This window comes from Geothermobacter hydrogeniphilus (assembly GCF_002898515.1).
Lineage (GTDB): Bacteria > Desulfobacterota > Desulfuromonadia > Desulfuromonadales > Geothermobacteraceae > Geothermobacter_A.
In genome coordinates this window covers 1-18330 of record NZ_PPFX01000033.1, presented here as the reverse complement: position 1 = coordinate 18330, position 18330 = coordinate 1, and the positions used below count along the sequence as shown (strand labels likewise).

Genomic DNA, 18330 nt, shown 5'->3' with positions numbered 1-18330 from the left:
CGGTTCTAAATTTTTGCCTTTTGCAAATGCCATTCGGTCACCTGCTGGTAGGCGTGGCCGGCGCGCAGCAGGGTTTCTTCGCCGAAGGGCCGCCCGATCAGCTGCAGGCCGATCGGCAGATTCTGCCCGGAGAAGCCGCAGGGGACGCTCATGGCGCAGGTTCCGGCGAGGTTGACCGGGATGGTGAAGATATCCGAGAGGTACATCTGCAGCGGGTCGTTGACCTTTTCTCCGAGTTTGAAGGCCGGGGTCGGCGAGACCGGCGTCAGCAGCAGGTCGACCTGATCGAAGGCTTTGTTGAAATCGTCGCGGATCAGGGTGCGGACCTTCTGGGCCCTGAGATAGTAGGCGTCGTAGTAGCCGCTCGACAGGGCGTAGGTGCCGAGCATGATGCGCCGTTTGACTTCGTCGCCGAAGCCTTCGGCGCGACTGCTGCAGTACATGTCGATCAGGCCCGAGCCGTTGTCGATCCGGCGGCCGTAGCGCACCCCGTCGTAACGGGCCAGGTTACTGGAGGCTTCGGCGGTGGCCACCAGGTAGTAGCAGGCGACGGCGTAGTCGGTGTGCGGCAGACTGACCTCGACAATTTCCGCGCCGAGGTCGCGGTAGACGGCGACTGCCGTCTCGACCGCCTGTTTGACATCGGCATCGAGCCCGTCAATGAAATATTCTTTCGGCAGGCCGATTTTCAGGCCCCTGACATCTTCGCCGAGAGCGGCACTGTAGTCGGGGACCGGGGTGTCGACCGAGGTCGAGTCGGCCGGATCGTAACCGGCTACCGCCTGCAGCAGCAGGGCGCAATCCCCGACCGTGCGTGCCAGCGGGCCGACCTGGTCAAGGGAAGAGGCATAGGCGATGACGCCGTAGCGCGAGACCCGGCCGTAGGTCGGTTTGAGTCCGACCACGCCGCAGTGGCCGGCCGGCTGGCGGATCGAGCCGCCGGTGTCGGTACCGAGGGTCGCCACCGCCTGGCGGGCGGCGACCGCGGCGGCACTGCCGCCGGAGGAGCCGCCCGGTACCTTGCTCGGATCCCAGGGGTTGCGGCAGGGACCGGCGGCCGAATTCTCGTTGGAGGAGCCCATGGCGAACTCGTCCATATTGAGCTTGCCGAGCAGCACCGCGCCCTGTTCCTTGAGCCGGGCGACGGCGGTGGCATCGTAGGGCGCGACATAGTTTTCGAGAATGCGCGACCCGGCGGTGGTGCGGATGCCCTCGGTGTTGAAGATGTCCTTGACCGCCAGCGGGATGCCGGTCAGCGGCGCGGCATCGCCTTTTTTCCGACGGATGTCGGCTGCTTCGGCGGCGGCCATCGCCGATTCTTCGCAGATGGTGATGAAGCTGTTGAGGCTCCCGCCGGTGGCGTTGATGCGGTCCAGGTAGGCCCGGGTCAGTTCCCGGGAACTGAATTCGCCGCCGGCCAGTTTGCTCTGCAGTTGCTGCAGGTTCAGATCGATAAAGGGCATGGCTTGTCAACCTTGTCGGTTCAGGTTTGGCGAAACGCGGGATTATTCAATGACCTTGGGAACGAGGAAGCAGCTGTCGTCGGCCGCGGGCGCGTTGACCAGCGCCTTTTCGGTCCCGATGGACGGGCGGACCCGGTCCTCGCGGAAGGCATTCTCCATCGGCACCGCGTGGGCGGTCGGTTCGATGCCGTCGATATCGAGTTCATTCAGCTTGTCGACGTAACTGAGGATCGCATCCATGTCGGCGGCCAGGCGGTCAAGTTCATTGTCGGCCAGATCGAGGCGGGCAAGTCGGGCGACATGCGCGACCTGTTCACGGGTCATGCTCATGGTTTCACTCCTTAAAGGGTCTGTCGAAGCCTGTTAAAATAGCATGTCAGGCAGGTTTCTGACAAGGCTGTCGGTCGGCCCAAATCCACCGGCAATTTCGGGATTCGGCTGTCGTTACGGGTGAATCTGCTTTGTTGCCGTCACCGCTTCGGTGCTCGATGTAGCGCGGCTACGTCTGCGCCCGAAACGGCGCGGCGCCGCGCATCTCCACCCGTCCCGTCACCCTCGTTCCGCAAAACAGCCGGTGGATCTGGGCCGGGACGGTGGGGCATCGACAGCAGGATGGCCCGGGGGGAATTGAATGATTGAAAAGTCGTCTCGCGGGGATTATGTTAGGATTTAAACCAGCAGGATCGAATATGCGGCGTCGTCCTGTCCACAAGTAAAGGAGATGTTCAAATGCGTAACCTGATGATTGTTCTGATGGTGCTGACATTCTTTGTTGCCGGTTGTGCGCCTCCGGCCAACAAGGCCGAACAGGGAACCCGGGTTGGGGTCGGGGTCGGCGCTGTCGGCGGCGCGCTGCTCGGCCAGGCGATCGGCGGCAACACCAAGTCGACCCTGATCGGGGCCGGCATCGGCGCTCTGGTCGGCGGTATCGCCGGCAACCAGATCGGTTCCTACATGGACGCCCAGGAGGCGGCCTTCCGCCAGGAACTGGCGGCGGTTGAAGGTGCCAACATCCGGCGCAACGCCGACACCCTGGCGCTGACCTTTAAATCGGATGTGCTGTTCGATGTCAACTCGGCGACCCTTAAAGCGGGAGCCCATGATGAGATATTCCGGGTGGCCAAGGTTCTCAACCAGTACCCGCAGACCACCCTGCTGGTTGCCGGCCATACCGACAGCACCGGCAGTGAACAGTACAATCAGCAGCTTTCTGAACGCCGGGCGCAGGTGGTCAAGAACGCCCTGGTCGGCAACGGGGTCAATCCCGACCGGATCCGTGTCATCGGTTTCGGCGAAGGCAAGCCGATTGCCAGCAACGCCGATGAGGCCGGTCGGCAGTTGAATCGCCGGGTGGTGATCACCATCGAGCCGATTCGCGGCTGAAGACAGTGCGATCAATCCTGAATCTGTGAGTTCCTGTTGGATGGAGAGTGCAAGTGCTTGATCTGAATGAGGTTTCCGAAAATCTGAAGCGCACCCATAGAGTTCGCTGGTGATTTTTGGGAAGCTCAGGCAGGTCAATGACTTGTGCTATCCGCCGACAAGGGGCTCACTGATTCGGATTTACACAAAACAGCCCGCCACCTGATGAACAGGGACGGGCTGTTTTTATTTTTTCAGGCTGCAACCGCGATCTCGTGGTTTCAGCTGTCTTTCTTTTCGTCGTCCTTTTTCTCGTCGTCGATCCGTTCAAGCTCCTGATCCTCGTCAGCGTCGTTCATCCCTTTTTTGAAATTCCGGATGCCCTTGCCGAGCGCTCCACCGACCTGCGGCAGTTTGCCCGCGCCGAAGATCACCAGAACGATGACCAGAATAATGACCAGTTCCTGTGTGCCGAGTCCGAACATGATGGTTTAGCCTCCTCCGCTGGAATGCTGCTTTTATACACTGAAATGTGGTAAAAAACAATAAATCTTTTCAGCGTTTACGGTGAGCCGGTGACAGAAACCGGTTGCATTTCCAATTATATTCGTATATCTATATATTTGCCCGATTGAAAGGAGCCGCCCGATGTTGCATGTTCGCCAGAGGCTGCAGGTTTATCGTTTTTTTTCCCAGCTGTTCCGATACCCGGATGCCGGATTGCTGCAGGAGATCGCCGCCGGCAGGATTGACGAGATCGCCGCCTGGCTGCAGCTTCCCGGGCCGGTTGATGTTCCGCAGAACGTTGCCGATCTGCAGGAGGAGTACACCGGGTTGTTTATTGCCCGTCAGGGAGGAATTCCGGCGCCGTTGTATGGTTCCGTTTATCTTGATGACGATGGCCGGTTGATGGGGGCGTCGACAGTCCGGGTGGCCGACTGCTATCGCGCCCGGGGGCTCAGTCTCGACGATGATGGCGAACCCGCCGATTTCCTCAGCACCGAACTGGAGTATCTCTATTTCCTGGTCGGCAGGGAAGTTGATGGCCTCTCGGAGCGGCAGTTGGAAAAGGTGCGGGAGATGACGACCGCGCAGCGGGACTTTCTCACCACCCTGCTGCTGCCCTGGCTGGAGCCTTTCAGTGAGCGGCTGCGGCCCCTGGGTGACGGCCTCTATCCCTGGGCGGCGCGGGCGCTGCTGGTCTTCGTCCGGCAGGAGTCGGCCTGGCTGGAAAAGTTGACCTGATCCTGGAGGATATGACGGGTACTGTCAGTTCGTTTCCGCCCGGCGGATCTCCTCCAGCAGTTTTGAACCCCGTCGCAGGCTGTCGAAAATAATCGCCGAGGTCATGGTCGCGCTGCTCACCGCGTCGACCTCGGGATCGAATGTCCATCCCCTCCCCAGCTGTCCGCCGACCACCCGGCGGCGCATCTGTTCCACCTCCTGTTCATCCCATAATTCATTGCCGTAGCGGGTCAGGTGCAGCGGTTCGAAGGCCAGCAGTTTGCCTTCGAGATTGAAGAACGCCAGGAAATGGACGTTGTGACAGACGTCGCATATCGCCCGGCGGCTGATGACCGCGGCGTAGAGGGGGCGTCCGTCGACCATGGCGGCATAGACCCGGTCCAGCGAGGGCAGTTGCAGTCGGTGCAGTTCCCGCATCCGGCCCAGTCGGGAGAATCCTTTCTGAATGCGTTGTCGCAGGCGGCTTTCGGAAATCCGCAGTGGTGGTGGATAGACCGGTTGCGGCGGGTCGGCCAGGCCTTCGAAGTCGGCGGCCCGCATGCTGATCAGTTCCTTGAGGTAGGCGAACAGCGGGGGGAGGTCGCGGTCTTCGCCGAGATGGCTGCCGGCGACCATGCCCGGTTGTCCGGGACCGGCCTGCCGGACATAGATCGACAGCGGGGTCGGACCGCCGCGAATCGCCATGTGCAGGCTGAAATCGCTGTCGGCGATGATCGGGTAGGCGACATCGTAGACGGTGACGAAGTCTTCGATCTGTGCCGGTGAGTTGGCGACCGCGATGCCGAGCATTTTCACCCGGCCGCGGGTCTGCGGATCCTTTTCGATCATTTCGAAGAGCCGGTTGTAGGGCGCGGTCTGTTTCTGGCAGTGGGGACAGAGGACGTTGAGCACCTCGACCAGGACCACGTCGGAGGGAATGTCGCTGAGACGGAAATGATCCTGTTCGCCGATGCCGAGGTAGGACCGTTGGGCATCGGTCGCCGGGGCCTTCAGCGGCAGTTCCGGAAAGGGTTCGCCGATGTCGATCGGCTGGGCCAGCAGATTAACAGGAATGAGCAGGATCAGGAGCAGTATCTGCAGCATCATTTCCTCCCCGTCGCCGGTTCATGTTTCCACGTGAGAACAACGCCGCCTGAATCGGTGAGCCCCTGCCGGAGAAGAGCGCAAGTCGTTTGCTCTTGCCCGGCAGGAACCCACGGATTCAGGCGACAGCCTGTCGGATCAGGAATGCTGTTCTCTGTCGGTGTCCAGCTTGAGCAGTTTTTCCGCCAGGGTGTAGGCGAAGGCGCTGAAGGCCAGGCAACCGATCACGATCAGCACTTCGCTGAGTGACGGTGAGTAGCTGAACAGCCCGTCCTCCAGCCCGTACTCCTGCAGCCTCAGCGGGTAAAGCTGGCCGGCAATGGTCATGTCGTAGCGCATGAAGAACATGCCGATCAGGGCCAGCAGGCTGGCCATCATGGTGCTGAACGGGGTGCGGTCATGGCGCATCAGCAGCAGCAGCGGCACCACCAGGCCGATGATGATTTCTCCCATCCAGAAATTCAGTGACAGTTTCCCGGAGATGAGGGCCATGACCGGTTCGTAGTGTCCGGGCTGCTTGCCGTAGAGACCGACGATGACATTCCAGAACACGGAAAAGATCAGGACGAAGATCATCAGCGCCAGGATGCGGCCCAGCAGCCGGATCAGGCGCCGGTCCTGTTTATCCATCTCCAGGTTGCGCACGAAATGATGGAAGTACATGACCATGATGATCAGGGCGGTGCCGGAGACCAGGGCGGTGATGATGATGTAGACCGGCATGAACGACCCGTGCCAGAAGGGGCGCGCCAGGGTCAGGCCGAAGACCGAACCGAGGACCGACGGGGCGGCGATGGCGAACAGAAAGCCGAGAGAGCCGGTGACGATCGACAGTTTGTGGTTGTCGGTCATCAGGGCATAGAACTCGACCACCAGGATTCCCAGGTAAATACCGTAGATGGTCCCCATCCACCAGATCCCCGAACTGAAGTTGGGCGACAGCAGGGTGTAGATCATGTTGAAGGGATGTTCCAGGTCCAGACCGATGGCACCAAAGGCGCCCATCAGGCAGAGGATGGCCAGCAGGATGGCCCGCTTGCTGATCAGGGTGAATTCGTGGAAGCCGAACACGTGTCCGAGACTGGAAATCAGGCACAGTCCGGAGCAGGAGATGGCCAGAAACACATAGGTCGCGATCAGGATTCCCCAGGGCACCCCGCGGTTGACGTTGAAGGCCTGCTCGTGGCCGACCATGAAGCTGTAGCCGGCTGCGCCGGCAGCCGCGATCAGGCAGAGGCTGAGCAGTGCGAACCAGAGCAGCTGGCCGGGTTTTTTGGCAATGGTTGACATAGGTCTTCTCCTAAATCAGATAGAACAGGAAGGGTTTGGTCCCCAGTTCCGGCTTGAGAACCCGGTGCCGGTTCTTGGCCAGCAGGATGGAAACCTCGCTGCAGGGGTCATTCAGGTCGCCGAAGGTCCGCACCTTGGTCGGACAGGTCTCAACACAGGCGGGAATCCGTCCGACTGCCAGGCGTTGAATACAGAAGGTGCATTTGTCAATGGCGCCGGTTTCCTCGTTGTAGTAGCGGGCGTCATAGGGACAGGCGAGCATGCAGTACTTGCAGCCGATGCACTTGTCCGGGTTGACGGTGACGATGCCGCCCTCGGTAATCCCCGTCGCGCTGGTCGGGCAGACGCTGTTGCAGGGCGGGTTCTCGCACTGGTTGCACTGGCTGGGAGCGAAGCTCTGCCCCAGGTTGGGGTAGCTGCCCCGCAGGGGCTCCTCGGTGACCCAGTTGCGGCAGGTGTCTTCCGGGAGGGGCACGTTGTTTTCGGTCTTGCAGGCCACCGTGCAGGCTTTGCAGTCGATGCAGCGCCTGGTATCGAGCACGATGGCGTAGCGTTTATCTTTCTTCATGGTGGCGTTACTCCTTGTTTCGCGTCTCAGGCACGCTCGATCTGGACGAAGGTCTCATGCAGAGCGGCGTTGCCGCTGATCTTGTCGTAACTGCTGCCGATCAGGGCGGCATCACAGCCGCCTTTGCCATAAACCGTTCGCAGTCCTTTCGACAGGACACCGAAACCGTGCGCCATGTAAACGCAGTCGGGGCGGATCTTGTCAGTCACCTCCAGCTTCAGGGTCTGGGCGCCCACCTCGCTGCGGACGGTGACCCGCATGCCGTTCTGCAATCCCCGGCGTCTGGCCTCTTCGGTATTCAGCCAGAGGGTGTTTTCCGGCATGATGGCGTTCAGGTAAGGGTTGTTTGACGTCGTGCCATGGGTGAAGAAGGCGTGACGACCGACCAGCAGACGGTATTTTCCGGCCGGGGTTGTTTTCGGTGCTTCATAGACCGGTAGCGGGTCCAGCCCCTTTTTGGCATATTTTTCCGAATAGATCTCGACTTTGCCGCTCTTGGTGCGGAGCCGTTTGCCAAGGGTCCTGCCGTAGGTCGGATCTGTTTTTTCATAGTAGACGCCCTGAGTTTGCAGGGCCTTGAGGATCTGCGGCTGTCCTTTGACCTGGGTCTGGATCACCTCTTCGATGGTGAACTGGAACTGTTCGGCGACTTCATTGCCGAGGCGTTTGGCAATTTCCTTCATGATCCAGATGTTCGGTTTGCTTTCGAACATCGCCTTAATGCAGGGCTGGCGCCAGACCACTACCGGCAGAATGCCGCCGATCGATTCAAGCGGATCCTGGCGTTCGAGGTAGGTCGCTTCGGGCAGGACCACGTCAGAATACCAGGCGGTATCGCTCATGGTGATGTCGATGGTGCAGATGAAGTCCATCTGGTCCATCATTTTCAGACTCCTGGCGCGGTCGGGAACCGAGGCCAGCACGTTCTGTTTGTAGACCATCATGCCCTTGACCGGATAGGGTTTGCCGGCCAGCACCCGGTCACGGAACGGAACCCAGGCGCCGTCGTTTTCCGAAAGGTAGGCGACGCTGCCGGCATCGAGTCGGTCCGGTACATCGTCGTACCAGGGCGCGAGGTAATCGTGCCTGCCGATCTTGATGCGGCTGTTGGGAACCATGCCGCCCTTGACATCCCAGTTGCCGATGATGGCGTTGAGGATGGCGATGCCGCGACGCAACTGGGTATCATTGGCCATGAAGGAGGAGCGCCGTCCGTGGTAATAGATGGCCTTCGGTGCCGCCAGGGCGAACTCGCGGGCGATACGGCGGATATCCGCGGCCGGGATTTCACATTCCCGCTCGGCCCATTCCGGGGTATAGCTGCGGACGTGCGGCACCAGCTTGTCGAAGCCGACGCAGTTCTCCTTGACGAAGGTGCGGTTATAGAGGCCTTCGTTGACGATGACGTTGATCATCGCCAGGACGAAGGCGAGGTCGGTGCCGGCCTTGATCGGATACCACTGGTCGGCCTTGGCCGCCGTCTTGGTGAACCGGGGGTCGAGGTAGATCAGCTTGCGCCGGCCACCGTCCCCTTTCAGCATATCGATGGAGTCGGGGGTGATCAGGGCCTCGCTGCGGTTGGCGCCGCTCATGATGATGTAGTCGGCGTTGAGAACGTCCGGGGTCGGATTGGTGCCGAAGGTCGCCATGAACCCCTGGATGTTGGAGGAGAGGCACAGTGTCGGGTGGCGGACATTGTTGGGTGAACCGAAACATTCGGCCAGCTGCATGAAGAAATGATCCTGGTAGGTTCCCTCGGTGGAGGCGAACATGACGCCGGCGCGGGTGTATTTTTCCGCCACCTCGTTCATCTTCTTCGCCACCAGGTCGAGAGCTTCCTTCCAGCCGGCGCGGCGGAACTTGCCTTCGCCGCGCTTGCCGGTGCGGATCAGCGGGTACTTGAGCCGGTCGGGATCATAGACCACGCCGACCCCGGCATTGCCGCGGGCGCAGAGCATCGCCCGGCTCTTGATGAAGTTGGGGTTCGGGTCGAGTTTTTCAATGACGCCGTTGCGGACCCGGGCAATGACGCCGCATTTGTTGACGCACATGCCGCAGCTGGTGAAAACATCGTCATCCTTGCCCCGTTGCGGGGTGGTGACGTCTCCGTTTTTGGCCAGGGCGTGCAGAACCTTGACCTGTGAGCCGACCACCGCCGTGGCGAGGGTGCAGGACGACATGCCGAGAAAACGGCGTCGGCTCAGTTTTTTATTGATCAGGGACACGGCAGACTCCTTTGCTCCTTGTTTGTTCGATTAATTCAGATACTTGGATGCGTCTGGGCGGGCAAAGGGGGAGGCTGTCCCTCCCCCTTTGCCCGCTCGGGTCAGAACTTGACGGTTATCGAGGCATTGATGTCATAGACCTTGTCAATGGCGGGCAGCATGGAATACGCCTTGCCGTCCTTGACATCATCGATCTTCTTCGGTTCGCCGACCGGAGCACCGCTGCCGGTGTACTCGTAGTCGTAGTAGATGATGCCGAACTTCATGAACATGCGCGGATTGACATCGACGATGTAATAAGCTTCACCGACATGGCCGCGGGTGGAGAGCTTGCTGCCGACGATGTCGTCCTGGGCCTGGGTGAAGGGCAGCCAGTATTTGGACCCGTAGTTGTATTCGAGACCCAGCTTGCCCATCGGCGCCGGAACCTGGACGCCGGCATAGATCGAGTAGCCGTTCTCGGCACTGTCGTCGAGAGTCCTGCCGGTCGGGGCGAAGGCGACCGCGTCCACGCCGATGGTCGCCGGATTGCCGTTGGCGTCGACCGGGATCATCTCGGCATCCTTGTTCAGGCCGCCGAACAGGCCGGCTTCACCATTGGGGTCGGTGCGGGTCCAGCCGAGGCTGGTGAACCACTTGATGCCGTTGTCTTCTTCACGCATGAAGCCGATACCGCCGAGCAGCTCGTCGCCGATGTTGTGGGTCGCCTGCACCCGGGTCAGCATGTTGAAGCCGGGGAAGATGGCGGCCTGGAAGCTGGCCGGCAGGAAGCTGTTGGGAACCGCCAGCACGCCTTTGAAGCCGTCAGTGATGTCCTTGGCGCCGAACAGGGTCAGCTGGATGAAGTTGGTGCCGTCATTGAGCAGATCGATGTTGAAACCGCCGAGATGGGTGTCTTCGAGGTCTATTTCATTGAACAGTTCGCCGTTGCCGAATTCGGACTCGTACCCCTGACCGTAGCAGAAACGGACCACCTGGCCGTCCCAGCCGGTGATTTTGCCGAGCTTGTAGCCGACGGTGATGCCGTCGAAGTTGAAGTTGACCAGGTGCCCCGAGGGGGTGCCGCCGCGCATCTCATTTTCACGGATGTTGGTCGGCGGTCCGTAAGTCGAGGGACGACGGCCGATGGAGAGATAGAAGTTGCTGTGGCCGATATCGCTCCAGCTGAAGTAGGCGCGTTCCACCCGCAGGAAATCGCCGGTGGTGTTGCCGCTGTTGGTGCCGTCCATGGTGAAGGAATTCCAGGAATCGAACACCTTGACCCCGGTCGAATCACCCCAGTTCTTGTACATCAGCAGGCGGCCGTGGAATTTGACATTCCTGGCCACTTTGGCCTTCATGCCCAGCCGCAGACGGGTGGTGTAGAGCAGGTTGTTGTCAAAGTCGTCGGTCTTGCGTTTCAGGGTACCGTCGGGGTTGAAGTTGGGCACCAGCAGGCCGGTGCCGGGGTCGTTGACAAACGCCGGCTGGACGTTGGTCAGGTCCTTGTAATGCAATGAATCGGCCTTGGCACGCAGGTCACCATAGAAGCTGATGCGGTCGGTGGCCGAGTGCATGGTGTTCTTGTCGATCTGGTCCTGCAGGTCGTTGATCTGCTCATTGAGATCCTGAATCTTTTTCTCCAGGTCATCCATCGAGGTACCGAACGCCAGGGCGGGTACCATCAGTACTCCGGCGAGCAGCAACGCAAGAATCGTCTTCATGGATTTGCCTCCTGTTGGAATGTATGTTCCCTGATTTGACAACCTTTGCGACTCAGCCGCAGGTCTCCGGCTGGTCGGAGTCGGCGGCATGATCGAAGAGGAACTGGTTGATATCCTTCAGATCTTTCTCGCTGTACTTACCCCAGATTTCCGGTTTCGCTTTATGCTTGTTCTTTTTGAAGAAACGGTCCCATTGCGACTGGGTCTTCGACAGCGGCGTGAGAGCGCCGCCTTCAGCCCCGGCGACGTGGCAGGTTTTGCAGTTCTTCTTGTAGAGGTATTTGCCCTTTTTCGGGTTGCCCCCTTCGGCGCCCAGCACCGGGGTGGCGAGGAAGGCGGCAACAGCCAGAATCGCGATTGTTTTGCTGATCAGTTTCATCTTTTCCTCCATCGGGGTTTAAGAGAGTTGTCGGACCCGTTGCGGCAAGGAGCCTGACGGGCATTTTTTTTTGCGACGGTAAAACCTTGTTCGCAAAAATCCATTGATCCCTATAGTTGATCTTTTGCATATTTAACTTTCAGGATTTGTGCCAATTTGTGCCATGATTAATTAACGCATTCCAAGTTCGTGTTATCTGATGTGTTTTGGGGGTGGTCATCTGAAATGAGAAAAAATTATTGCTTGGCATTTGACAGCTCTAATCTTTAATTACCGGTAAATAGCCGGTGAATAGACGCATTTTGTGCGCAAAAGAGGTGACGCTGTTGCCGTCAGCCATGTCAGGTAGGCGTATCGGAGCGGGGGGCGGGAAGATTTAGGGGGAATTGTTTATAAAGCCGTTTTATCGAATTTGCGTCAGGTCAGAGTTCGGGGAAAGGTTCTTCTTCGGTGGGAGCATCGTCTTCTTCATCGGGAAAGTCTTCGTCGAGAAAGTGATCGAGGAACTTCTGGTTGTCGCGAATGCGGCGGTCGATTTCGCGCTGCAGTTCCGCCAGTTCCGGGTAGCGTTCGGTTTCTTCCGGCGGTGCCGTGTCGTCCGTGGAGTGTTTGCTCTTCTCTTCAGTCATCTGCGTATTCCCGGAGTTGTCGGTACAGGTCAAGATAGGCGGCGGCCGAGCGCCGCCAGGAAAAATCCCGGCGCATGCCGCGTCGTATCAGCTTTCTCCAGCCGTCTTTTTCGGCAAACCGGGCCAGGGCCCGATCGATGGCTTGCAGCAGGGCATCGGCTTCGGGGGCGATGAAGCGGAATCCGGTGCCCTGCTGAGGGTTGTCATCCATGTCGATGACGGTATCAGCCAGTCCGCCGGTGGCCCGGACCAGGGGAACCGCTCCGTAGCGCAGGGCAATCAACTGCCCCAGGCCGCAGGGTTCGTAACGACTCGGCATCATGAACAGATCGGCACCGGCATAGATGCGTCGCGCCAGGGGTTCATCGAAGCTGAAGCGCAGGGCGACCTGGTGATGATCGCGCCGCAGGGATTCCAATTGCCGGCGTATGTCCTCGTCTCCGGTGCCGAGCAGCACCAGCTGAATCGGTCGCTGCCGCAGTTTGTTCCAGATCTCCGCCAGCAGGTCAAGTCCTTTTTGCGGGACCAGCCTGGTGACCAGGGCGACCAGCAACCGGTTTTCATCCTCCTGCAGGCCGAGTTCCTGTTGCAGGTGCTGTTTGCAGCGGGCTTTGCCGGAGAGGTCGTCGGAATCGTAATTCGCGGGCAGTTCGGTATCCCGGCGAGGATTCCAGTCGTCGGGGTCGATGCCGTTGAGAATGCCGCTCAGTCGCTTGCGCCGCGTCTGCAGAAGGTTTTCCAGGCCGGCTCCGTATTGCGGTGTGCAGATTTCCCGGGCGTAGTTCGGTGATACGGTGTTGATCCGATCGGCAAAGAGGATGCCGCTCTTGAGCAGGGAGATCCGGCCATGATGGGTGATCTGACGCCGGTGGGCGGGGTCCAGCCGGATGCCGGTCCGGTACAGATTGTAAGCCGGGAAAAGGCCCTGGTAGCCAAGATTGTGGATGGTGAACAGGGTTGCCAGGTCGCGAAAAAAGGGCTCTCCGATGTGATCAGTTTTCAGCAGCAGCGGGATCAGTCCGGTCTGCCAGTCATTGAGATGCAGAATGTCGGGGCGAAAACCGCCCTGTTTCAACAGGGCGAGAACCGCCCGGCAGAAAAAGCCGAAGCGTTCGATATTGTCGGGGAAGTCGCCACTGGAATAACCGTAGAGCCCGGGGCGATCGAAGAGTTCGGGTTGTTCGATGAACCAGGTCGTTATTCCGTCCCGGTCGAGTTCCAGCACCCGGGTCCGGCAACGGCGTGGTCCCAGCTCGATGGTGAAGTTCAGCCCGCTGTCTCGTGGCGAAAAGCCTCGCCTGACAACCTCCGGATAACAGGGCAGAACGACGCGCACCTCGTGACCGAGCCGGGTCAAGGCGCGCGGCAGGGCGCCGGTGACATCGGCGAGCCCACCGGTTTTGGCGAACGGAGCGACTTCGGAGGCGACAAGAAGGACTTTCACGGTTTCAGGACTCTGCGGCGAGTTCGTTCCGCCAGTCGGTGGCTTTTTTCTGATAATGGTGCAGCAGTTGTCGCGCCCGTTCCGGGTCATCGGCTTCAGTGATGATATGGATCGCCGGACGGTATTCGTCCGGGAGTACCAGCGCCCAGCCGTCAGGTTCCTCGATTTTGACGCCGTCAATGAAGGACGCCTTTCGCCCAGCCGAGTCCTCGCTCATGCGCCGCATGACCCCGCCCTTGTATTCCTGGCTGCAGGGAACCTGGCAGCTGAGGTAACTGCGACGGTGAACCGCCTGCCGCAGTTCGCTAAGGCGATGTCTGCCGGAGACCAGCAGTTCGAGAATTCTGGCGACGGCAAACAGGGCGTCGAAGTTGGCCTGGAAGTGAGTGAAGGCATAGCGGCCGTCGAGGCTGGCGGCCAGCTGGGCATCCTCGTCAAGGGCTGTTTCGATCAGGGAGCGGCCGTCAGCTTTGCAGCGGCGGATATCGAGATCTCCCTGTTGTGCCAGATCGTCGACGATCCTGGGCGAGGCGACCGGCATCACCAGGCAGCCGGGGCGGCGTTCATGGCTGACCAGGGCGGTGATGGCGGTCAGGCTCTCCGCATGTTCCAGGACCTTCCCCTGATCATCGACGATGGTCAGGGTCTCTCCTGAAGGGCCGATCCAGAAACCGGCCCGGGCCTTGAGGCTGACGACAATGTCCGATAATTGCCGCATCGCTTTTTCGATCTGGTGTGGGGTGGCTCCCGAGCCATGCTCGGCGACATGAGAGTTGAGTTCGACAACGTCGCAGCCGAGATCGCTCAGCAACTGCGGCAACAGGTCGCCGGCTGGTGAGTGGTTGAGGTCGATAACGACCTTGGGGCGTTCCTGGCGCAGCAGGTGCGGATTAAGGGCCTGGAGAAAGCGTTCACGGTAGTCATCGTAGATGCGCGGCAACTCCAGGATGCTGCCAGGTTCACTGTGATGGACCCGGCGGAAGTTCTCCTGGTAATAGATACGTTCGACGTTGCGCGCCATGGCGGTGGAAAACTCAAGCCCCTCGGCATCATAGAAGACCACTTCGGTGCTGGCCTGGTCGCGGGGTGACTGTCTGAAATAGACCCCGCCGACCTCATCCGATGCCGCCAGCCGGCGACGCATGACCGGCAGGGAGGACATCTTGATGTCATGGACGTTGATTCCGGCTGACAGCAGGCCGCCGACGAAAGAGCGTTTCAGCATTCGTGAAGAGAGGATGGTGTCCCGCCCGGCGAGGACCGAGGTGTTGCGCGGCAGGGTCGAACCGAATGCGGCGCCGAGCCGGGCGGTGAATTCAGGAGTCAGCTCGATGTTGGTCAGTCCGCTGATCAGCGGTCCTTCGAACAGTGTCTTGCGCCATTTTTCACCCCAGATCAGATTGCTGGTGACCGTGGCGCCGCTTTCGACCCGTTTGCGCGGCCAGATCCTGACAGCCGATTTCAACAGGGCCCGGTCACCGATGGTGGTTTCATCTCCGATAATCACCTGCCGTTCGATGTCGACATCCTCGCCGATACGGACCCGGTGTCCAAGGACCGCCCCGGTGATCCTGGCTTTCCTGCGGACAAAGACGTTGTCCCAGAGAACCGTGTCGCGCAGTTCGGCGCCATCTTCAATGATGCAGTTGCGGCCGATGATGCAGTTGCCGACCCGGGCCCGGCCGCGGATCTGGCTGTTGCTGCCGAGGACCACCAGCCCTTCGAGCTGTCGCCTGGCGTCATCGCCGATCAGGGTGTCTTCGGCCGCGAAAAACTGGGGGTGAGCGGCGTCGGGTTCTCCCGGCAGCCCGACGTTGATGCGCCCGGAGCAGATGTCGGCGCAGGCTTCAAGATAGGCGTCGGTATTGCCGATGTCGGCCCAGTAACCGTCGACCCGGCAACCGAACAGTTCGACCCCCGCGGCAAGCATGGCCGGAAAGATGTCCCCTGACCAGTCACTCGGGCCGGAGTGGGGGATAAAGTCGAGAACCTGTGGTTCGACGACGTAGATGCCAGTATTGACCGTGTCGGAAAAAACCTCGCCCGGTCCCGGTTTCTCCAGAAAACGACTGATGCGTCCTTCCTGGTCGGTGATGACCATCCCGTACTGGAAGGGATCGGGAACCGGCTTCAGGGCGATGGTGGCGATAGCCTGATGCTGCCGGTGGAACCGCAGAACGCTGTCGAAGTCGATATCGGTCAGCAGGTCGCCGCAGACCACCAGGAAGCGTTGATCGAGAAATTTGGCAGCGGCCTTGATCGCGCCGGCGGTTCCCAGGTCTTCCAGTGGCGTGACATAGGTGATATGGACGCCGAATTCGCTGCCGTCACGAAAATAATTCTTGATGATTTCCGGCTGGTGGTAGAGCAGCAGGATCAGCTCATCGATGCCGTGAGCCTTGAGGCGTTCGATGACATGCAGCATGATCGGCCGGTTGGCCAGGGGGATCATGGGTTTCGGCAGGTTGATGCTCAACGGCTGGATGCGGGTGCCGAAGCCCCCGGCCATGATCACGGCTTTCAAAGAGTCCTCCCGGGAAAGTCATTTCAATGGGCGGTTGTCACGGTTGCCGCCGGTATTTCCTGGTTCTGGATCAGCAGAACTTTTCAAGTATATCAATCCTTTCAGGGGCTGCAACGGTTTGTGACGGGCAGGTTGCGAATCGGGAAGGGACTTGCCGGATCGGGTCGGGCATGTCATAAAGACCGCATGCGGTCGAAGCGTTACAATCTGTTTTCCGAGGACCTCAAGCAACGCTTCGGCGGTCGGGTGCACAAGATTTCCGTCGATGCCGGTTTCGGCTGCCCCCATCGCGATGGCGGCCGCCGGGGGGGCGGGTGTATTTTCTGTGATCCGGGAGGGTCGGGCTCATTCGGCCTGGAACGTCGGCTCTCGGTTCGCGGGCAGATCGAGGCGGGCAAGGAGGTCATGACCCGCAAGTACAAGGCAAAACACTTCATGGCCTATTTTCAGCCATTTTCAAACACGTTTGCCCCGGTGGCACGATTGCGGACGCTCTATGATGAAGCCCTCGCCGTAGCCGATGTCATCGGTTTTGCGGTCGGGACCCGGCCCGACTGTCTGCCGGATGAGGTTCTCGACCTGCTTGCCGACTACCATCGCCGGACCTGTTTCTGGCTGGAGATCGGTTTGCAGAGCAGCCATGATGCGACCCTGGAGTGGCTGCGCCGCGGTCACGATTATGCCTGTTTCCTCGATAGCTACCGGCGGGCGAAAGAGCGGGGGCTCAAGGTCTGTGTCCACGTTATCCTCGGCTTGCCGGGTGAATCGCGCCGGCAGGTGCTGCAGACGGCTGACGAGATGGCCCGGTTGCGGGTTGACGGCATCAAGCTGCACCTGCTGCATGTGATGAAGGGGACGGTTTTGGGTGAGCGCTACCGGGCCGGGGAATTCCGCCTGCTGGAGCGGGATGAGTATGTCACGCTGGTCTGCGATGTTCTCGAACGGCTGCATCCGACAACCCTGATCCATCGCCTGACCGGTGACGGCCCGCGTGATTACCTGCTGGCGCCGCTTTGGTCGCTGAAGAAATGGGAAGTCCTCAACGCCATCGACGCCGAGCTGGAACGGCGCGGCACCCGGCAGGGCAGCCGGGTAAGAAAACAGGAGTTTTAATCGTGGATATTCTGATTCTGACGGCCGGCGGTACCATCGACAAGATCTATTTTGACGCCAAAAGCAGTTTTCAGGTCGGCGAATCACCGATCGGCGAGTTGCTCAGGGAAGCGAACCTGACCCTCGACGTCGAGGTGCGATCAGTGCTGCGTAAGGACAGCCTGGAGATGACCGATGCCGATCGCGCTCTCCTCCGGCGGGCCGCGGAAGAGGCGACTGCCGAAAAGATTGTCATCACCCATGGCACCGACACCATGGTTGAAACCGGCAAGGCGCTGGTCGGCATAACCGGCAAGACAATTGTTCTGACCGGTGCCATGCAGCCGGCCAGGTTCCGCTCCACCGATGCGCTGTTCAATGTTGCCAGCGCTCTGACCGCGTCCCAGATTCTTCCGGCCGGAGTCTACATCGCCATGAATGGCCGCATCTTCGATCCGCGGCATGCTCGCAAGAACGTGGCGGAGAATCGTTTCGAGGAGCTGGCCGGCGAGCCTGGTTGATGGCCACCCGGTTGCCGCTGGTTTTCCGCGACTGCTGCCGGGTGTTGCCCGGGGGCGGTTATTCTGCGTCGTCGCTGGCGGACTCCACTTTCTGCTCCTGGCGACGTTTCAGCTTCTCTTCCTTCTTGGCTTTCTTGGCCAGTTCTTTCTGGCGTTTTTCATAGTTGTAGTTCGGTTTTCTGGCCATTTATTCCATCCTTCCCGGGGAGCGTGTTTTGATCTGTGAACAGTAAAAGGCCCCGCGAAAATCCGCGAGGCCTTTTGAGCAAATGCAAGAACCGCAAGACTGTCGTGGTCTGCGACGTCCCGCGGATTTCAGATTTTGCGCACGCTGGCCGACTGCGGGCCTTTCTGCCCCTGGGTGACCTCGAAGCTGACACGGTCTCCCTCGGCGAGCGATTTGAAGCCGTCCCCTTGAATTTCAGAAAAATGAACGAACACATCGGGTCCATTGTCCTGTTCGATAAAACCGAAACCTTTTGCGTCGTTAAACCATTTTACAGTACCTTCAGCCATCTTTTTTCTCCACGTTTCCCTTGTTGGGAACTTTTTGTTGTGCCGGTCAGTTGCCCGGAAAATAAAAAAACACGCATCCCCAAACGGGTCTGCGTGTTTTGATCCATGTTGACACCTTGTCAAGCGGTTGGGCGTCGAAAAAAACCTGCACAAACTTGCTTAGTTGGAGTGACTCTAGCACGTACCGGATATGAAAGGCAAGGGTTAAGTTGAAAATCCAAGGATCAGGCCGAAAGCGCCGGTAAAAGCCGGCATGGATCGGGAGGCGAAAGTCCTCTACATGGTA

General features: G+C 59.7%; 18 protein-coding genes. 4 read left to right on the top strand and 14 right to left on the bottom strand.

Translation table 11 applies throughout. The features are described 5' to 3' along the window. Positions 1-5: 5 nt before the first annotated feature. Together gatA and gatC are read right to left on the bottom strand one after the other, a co-directional pair. Positions 6-1463 carry an Asp-tRNA(Asn)/Glu-tRNA(Gln) amidotransferase subunit GatA gene (gene gatA / locus C2E25_RS13025; RefSeq protein WP_103116166.1) on the bottom strand — a complete coding sequence of 486 codons (1458 nt, stop codon included), beginning with the start codon at positions 1461-1463 and terminating at the stop codon, positions 6-8. Positions 1464-1505: 42 nt separating this feature from the next. Then, a complete protein-coding gene (gene gatC / locus C2E25_RS13020) occupies positions 1506-1793 on the bottom strand; it encodes an Asp-tRNA(Asn)/Glu-tRNA(Gln) amidotransferase subunit GatC (protein ID WP_103116165.1) in 288 nt (95 codons plus the stop codon). A 399-nt stretch (positions 1794-2192) separates the two neighbouring features. On the opposite strand from gatC, the gene C2E25_RS13015 reads away from it, so the two are divergent. After that, on the top strand, positions 2193-2846 hold the full coding sequence (locus C2E25_RS13015; RefSeq protein ID WP_103116164.1) for an OmpA family protein: 654 nt from the start codon (positions 2193-2195) through the stop codon (positions 2844-2846). 260 nt (positions 2847-3106) lie between these two features. Here C2E25_RS13015 and tatA read toward each other — a convergent pair whose 3' ends face one another. Then, positions 3107-3310, bottom strand: coding sequence for a twin-arginine translocase TatA/TatE family subunit (tatA, locus tag C2E25_RS13010; protein ID WP_103116163.1), 204 nt, complete (start codon positions 3308-3310; stop codon positions 3107-3109). Positions 3311-3473: 163 nt separating this feature from the next. On the opposite strand from tatA, the gene C2E25_RS13005 reads away from it, so the two are divergent. Then, positions 3474-4070: a TorD/DmsD family molecular chaperone gene (locus C2E25_RS13005; protein WP_103116162.1), complete on the top strand. Its 597-nt coding sequence runs from the start codon at positions 3474-3476 to the stop codon at positions 4068-4070. A gap of 24 nt (positions 4071-4094) precedes the next feature. On the opposite strand, the gene C2E25_RS13000 is transcribed toward C2E25_RS13005, so the two are convergent. The 9 genes from C2E25_RS13000 to C2E25_RS12960 form a co-directional block, all read right to left on the bottom strand. Beyond that, on the bottom strand, positions 4095-5153 hold the full coding sequence (locus C2E25_RS13000) for a peroxiredoxin family protein (RefSeq protein WP_158247259.1): 1059 nt from the start codon (positions 5151-5153) through the stop codon (positions 4095-4097). A 138-nt stretch (positions 5154-5291) separates the two neighbouring features. Continuing rightward, on the bottom strand, positions 5292-6443 hold the full coding sequence (gene nrfD, locus C2E25_RS12995; RefSeq protein WP_103116160.1) for an NrfD/PsrC family molybdoenzyme membrane anchor subunit: 1152 nt from the start codon (positions 6441-6443) through the stop codon (positions 5292-5294). Positions 6444-6453: 10 nt separating this feature from the next. Next, a complete protein-coding gene (locus C2E25_RS12990) occupies positions 6454-7011 on the bottom strand; it encodes a 4Fe-4S dicluster domain-containing protein (protein ID WP_085011042.1) in 558 nt (185 codons plus the stop codon). Between the two features lie 26 nt (positions 7012-7037). Continuing rightward, a complete protein-coding gene (locus C2E25_RS12985; protein WP_233189428.1) occupies positions 7038-9236 on the bottom strand; it encodes a molybdopterin-containing oxidoreductase family protein in 2199 nt (732 codons plus the stop codon). 101 nt (positions 9237-9337) lie between these two features. Further along, positions 9338-10939 carry a DUF3373 domain-containing protein gene (locus C2E25_RS12980; protein ID WP_103116159.1) on the bottom strand — a complete coding sequence of 534 codons (1602 nt, stop codon included), beginning with the start codon at positions 10937-10939 and terminating at the stop codon, positions 9338-9340. 52 nt (positions 10940-10991) lie between these two features. Next, complete coding sequence (locus tag C2E25_RS12975; protein ID WP_085011044.1) at positions 10992-11318, bottom strand: c-type cytochrome; 327 nt, start codon at positions 11316-11318, stop codon at positions 10992-10994. 422 nt (positions 11319-11740) lie between these two features. Further along, on the bottom strand, positions 11741-11947 hold the full coding sequence (locus C2E25_RS12970; protein WP_103116158.1) for a hypothetical protein: 207 nt from the start codon (positions 11945-11947) through the stop codon (positions 11741-11743). Then, positions 11940-13391, bottom strand: a complete 1452-nt coding sequence (glgA, locus tag C2E25_RS12965) for a glycogen synthase GlgA (RefSeq protein WP_103116157.1) — start codon at positions 13389-13391, stop codon at positions 11940-11942. The genes C2E25_RS12970 and glgA overlap by 8 nt, the downstream gene beginning before the upstream one ends. A 4-nt stretch (positions 13392-13395) precedes the next feature. Then, positions 13396-15906: a mannose-1-phosphate guanyltransferase gene (locus tag C2E25_RS12960; RefSeq protein ID WP_332882182.1), complete on the bottom strand. Its 2511-nt coding sequence runs from the start codon at positions 15904-15906 to the stop codon at positions 13396-13398. Positions 15907-16101: 195 nt separating this feature from the next. Between C2E25_RS12960 and C2E25_RS12955 the strand changes: the two genes are divergently transcribed. Then, complete coding sequence (locus C2E25_RS12955; protein ID WP_103116155.1) at positions 16102-17028, top strand: TIGR01212 family radical SAM protein; 927 nt, start codon at positions 16102-16104, stop codon at positions 17026-17028. Further along, positions 17028-17528 carry an asparaginase gene (locus C2E25_RS12950; RefSeq protein WP_103116183.1) on the top strand — a complete coding sequence of 167 codons (501 nt, stop codon included), beginning with the start codon at positions 17028-17030 and terminating at the stop codon, positions 17526-17528. The genes C2E25_RS12955 and C2E25_RS12950 overlap by 1 nt, the downstream gene beginning before the upstream one ends. Positions 17529-17586: 58 nt before the next feature. Here C2E25_RS12950 and C2E25_RS17985 read toward each other — a convergent pair whose 3' ends face one another. Continuing rightward, positions 17587-17715, bottom strand: coding sequence for a hypothetical protein (locus C2E25_RS17985; RefSeq protein ID WP_269845114.1), 129 nt, complete (start codon positions 17713-17715; stop codon positions 17587-17589). Positions 17716-17843: 128 nt separating this feature from the next. Further along, positions 17844-18044 (bottom strand): cold-shock protein, encoded by a 201-nt coding sequence (locus C2E25_RS12945; protein ID WP_103116154.1) that lies wholly within the window; start codon positions 18042-18044, stop codon positions 17844-17846. Between the last annotated feature and the right edge of the window lie 286 nt (positions 18045-18330).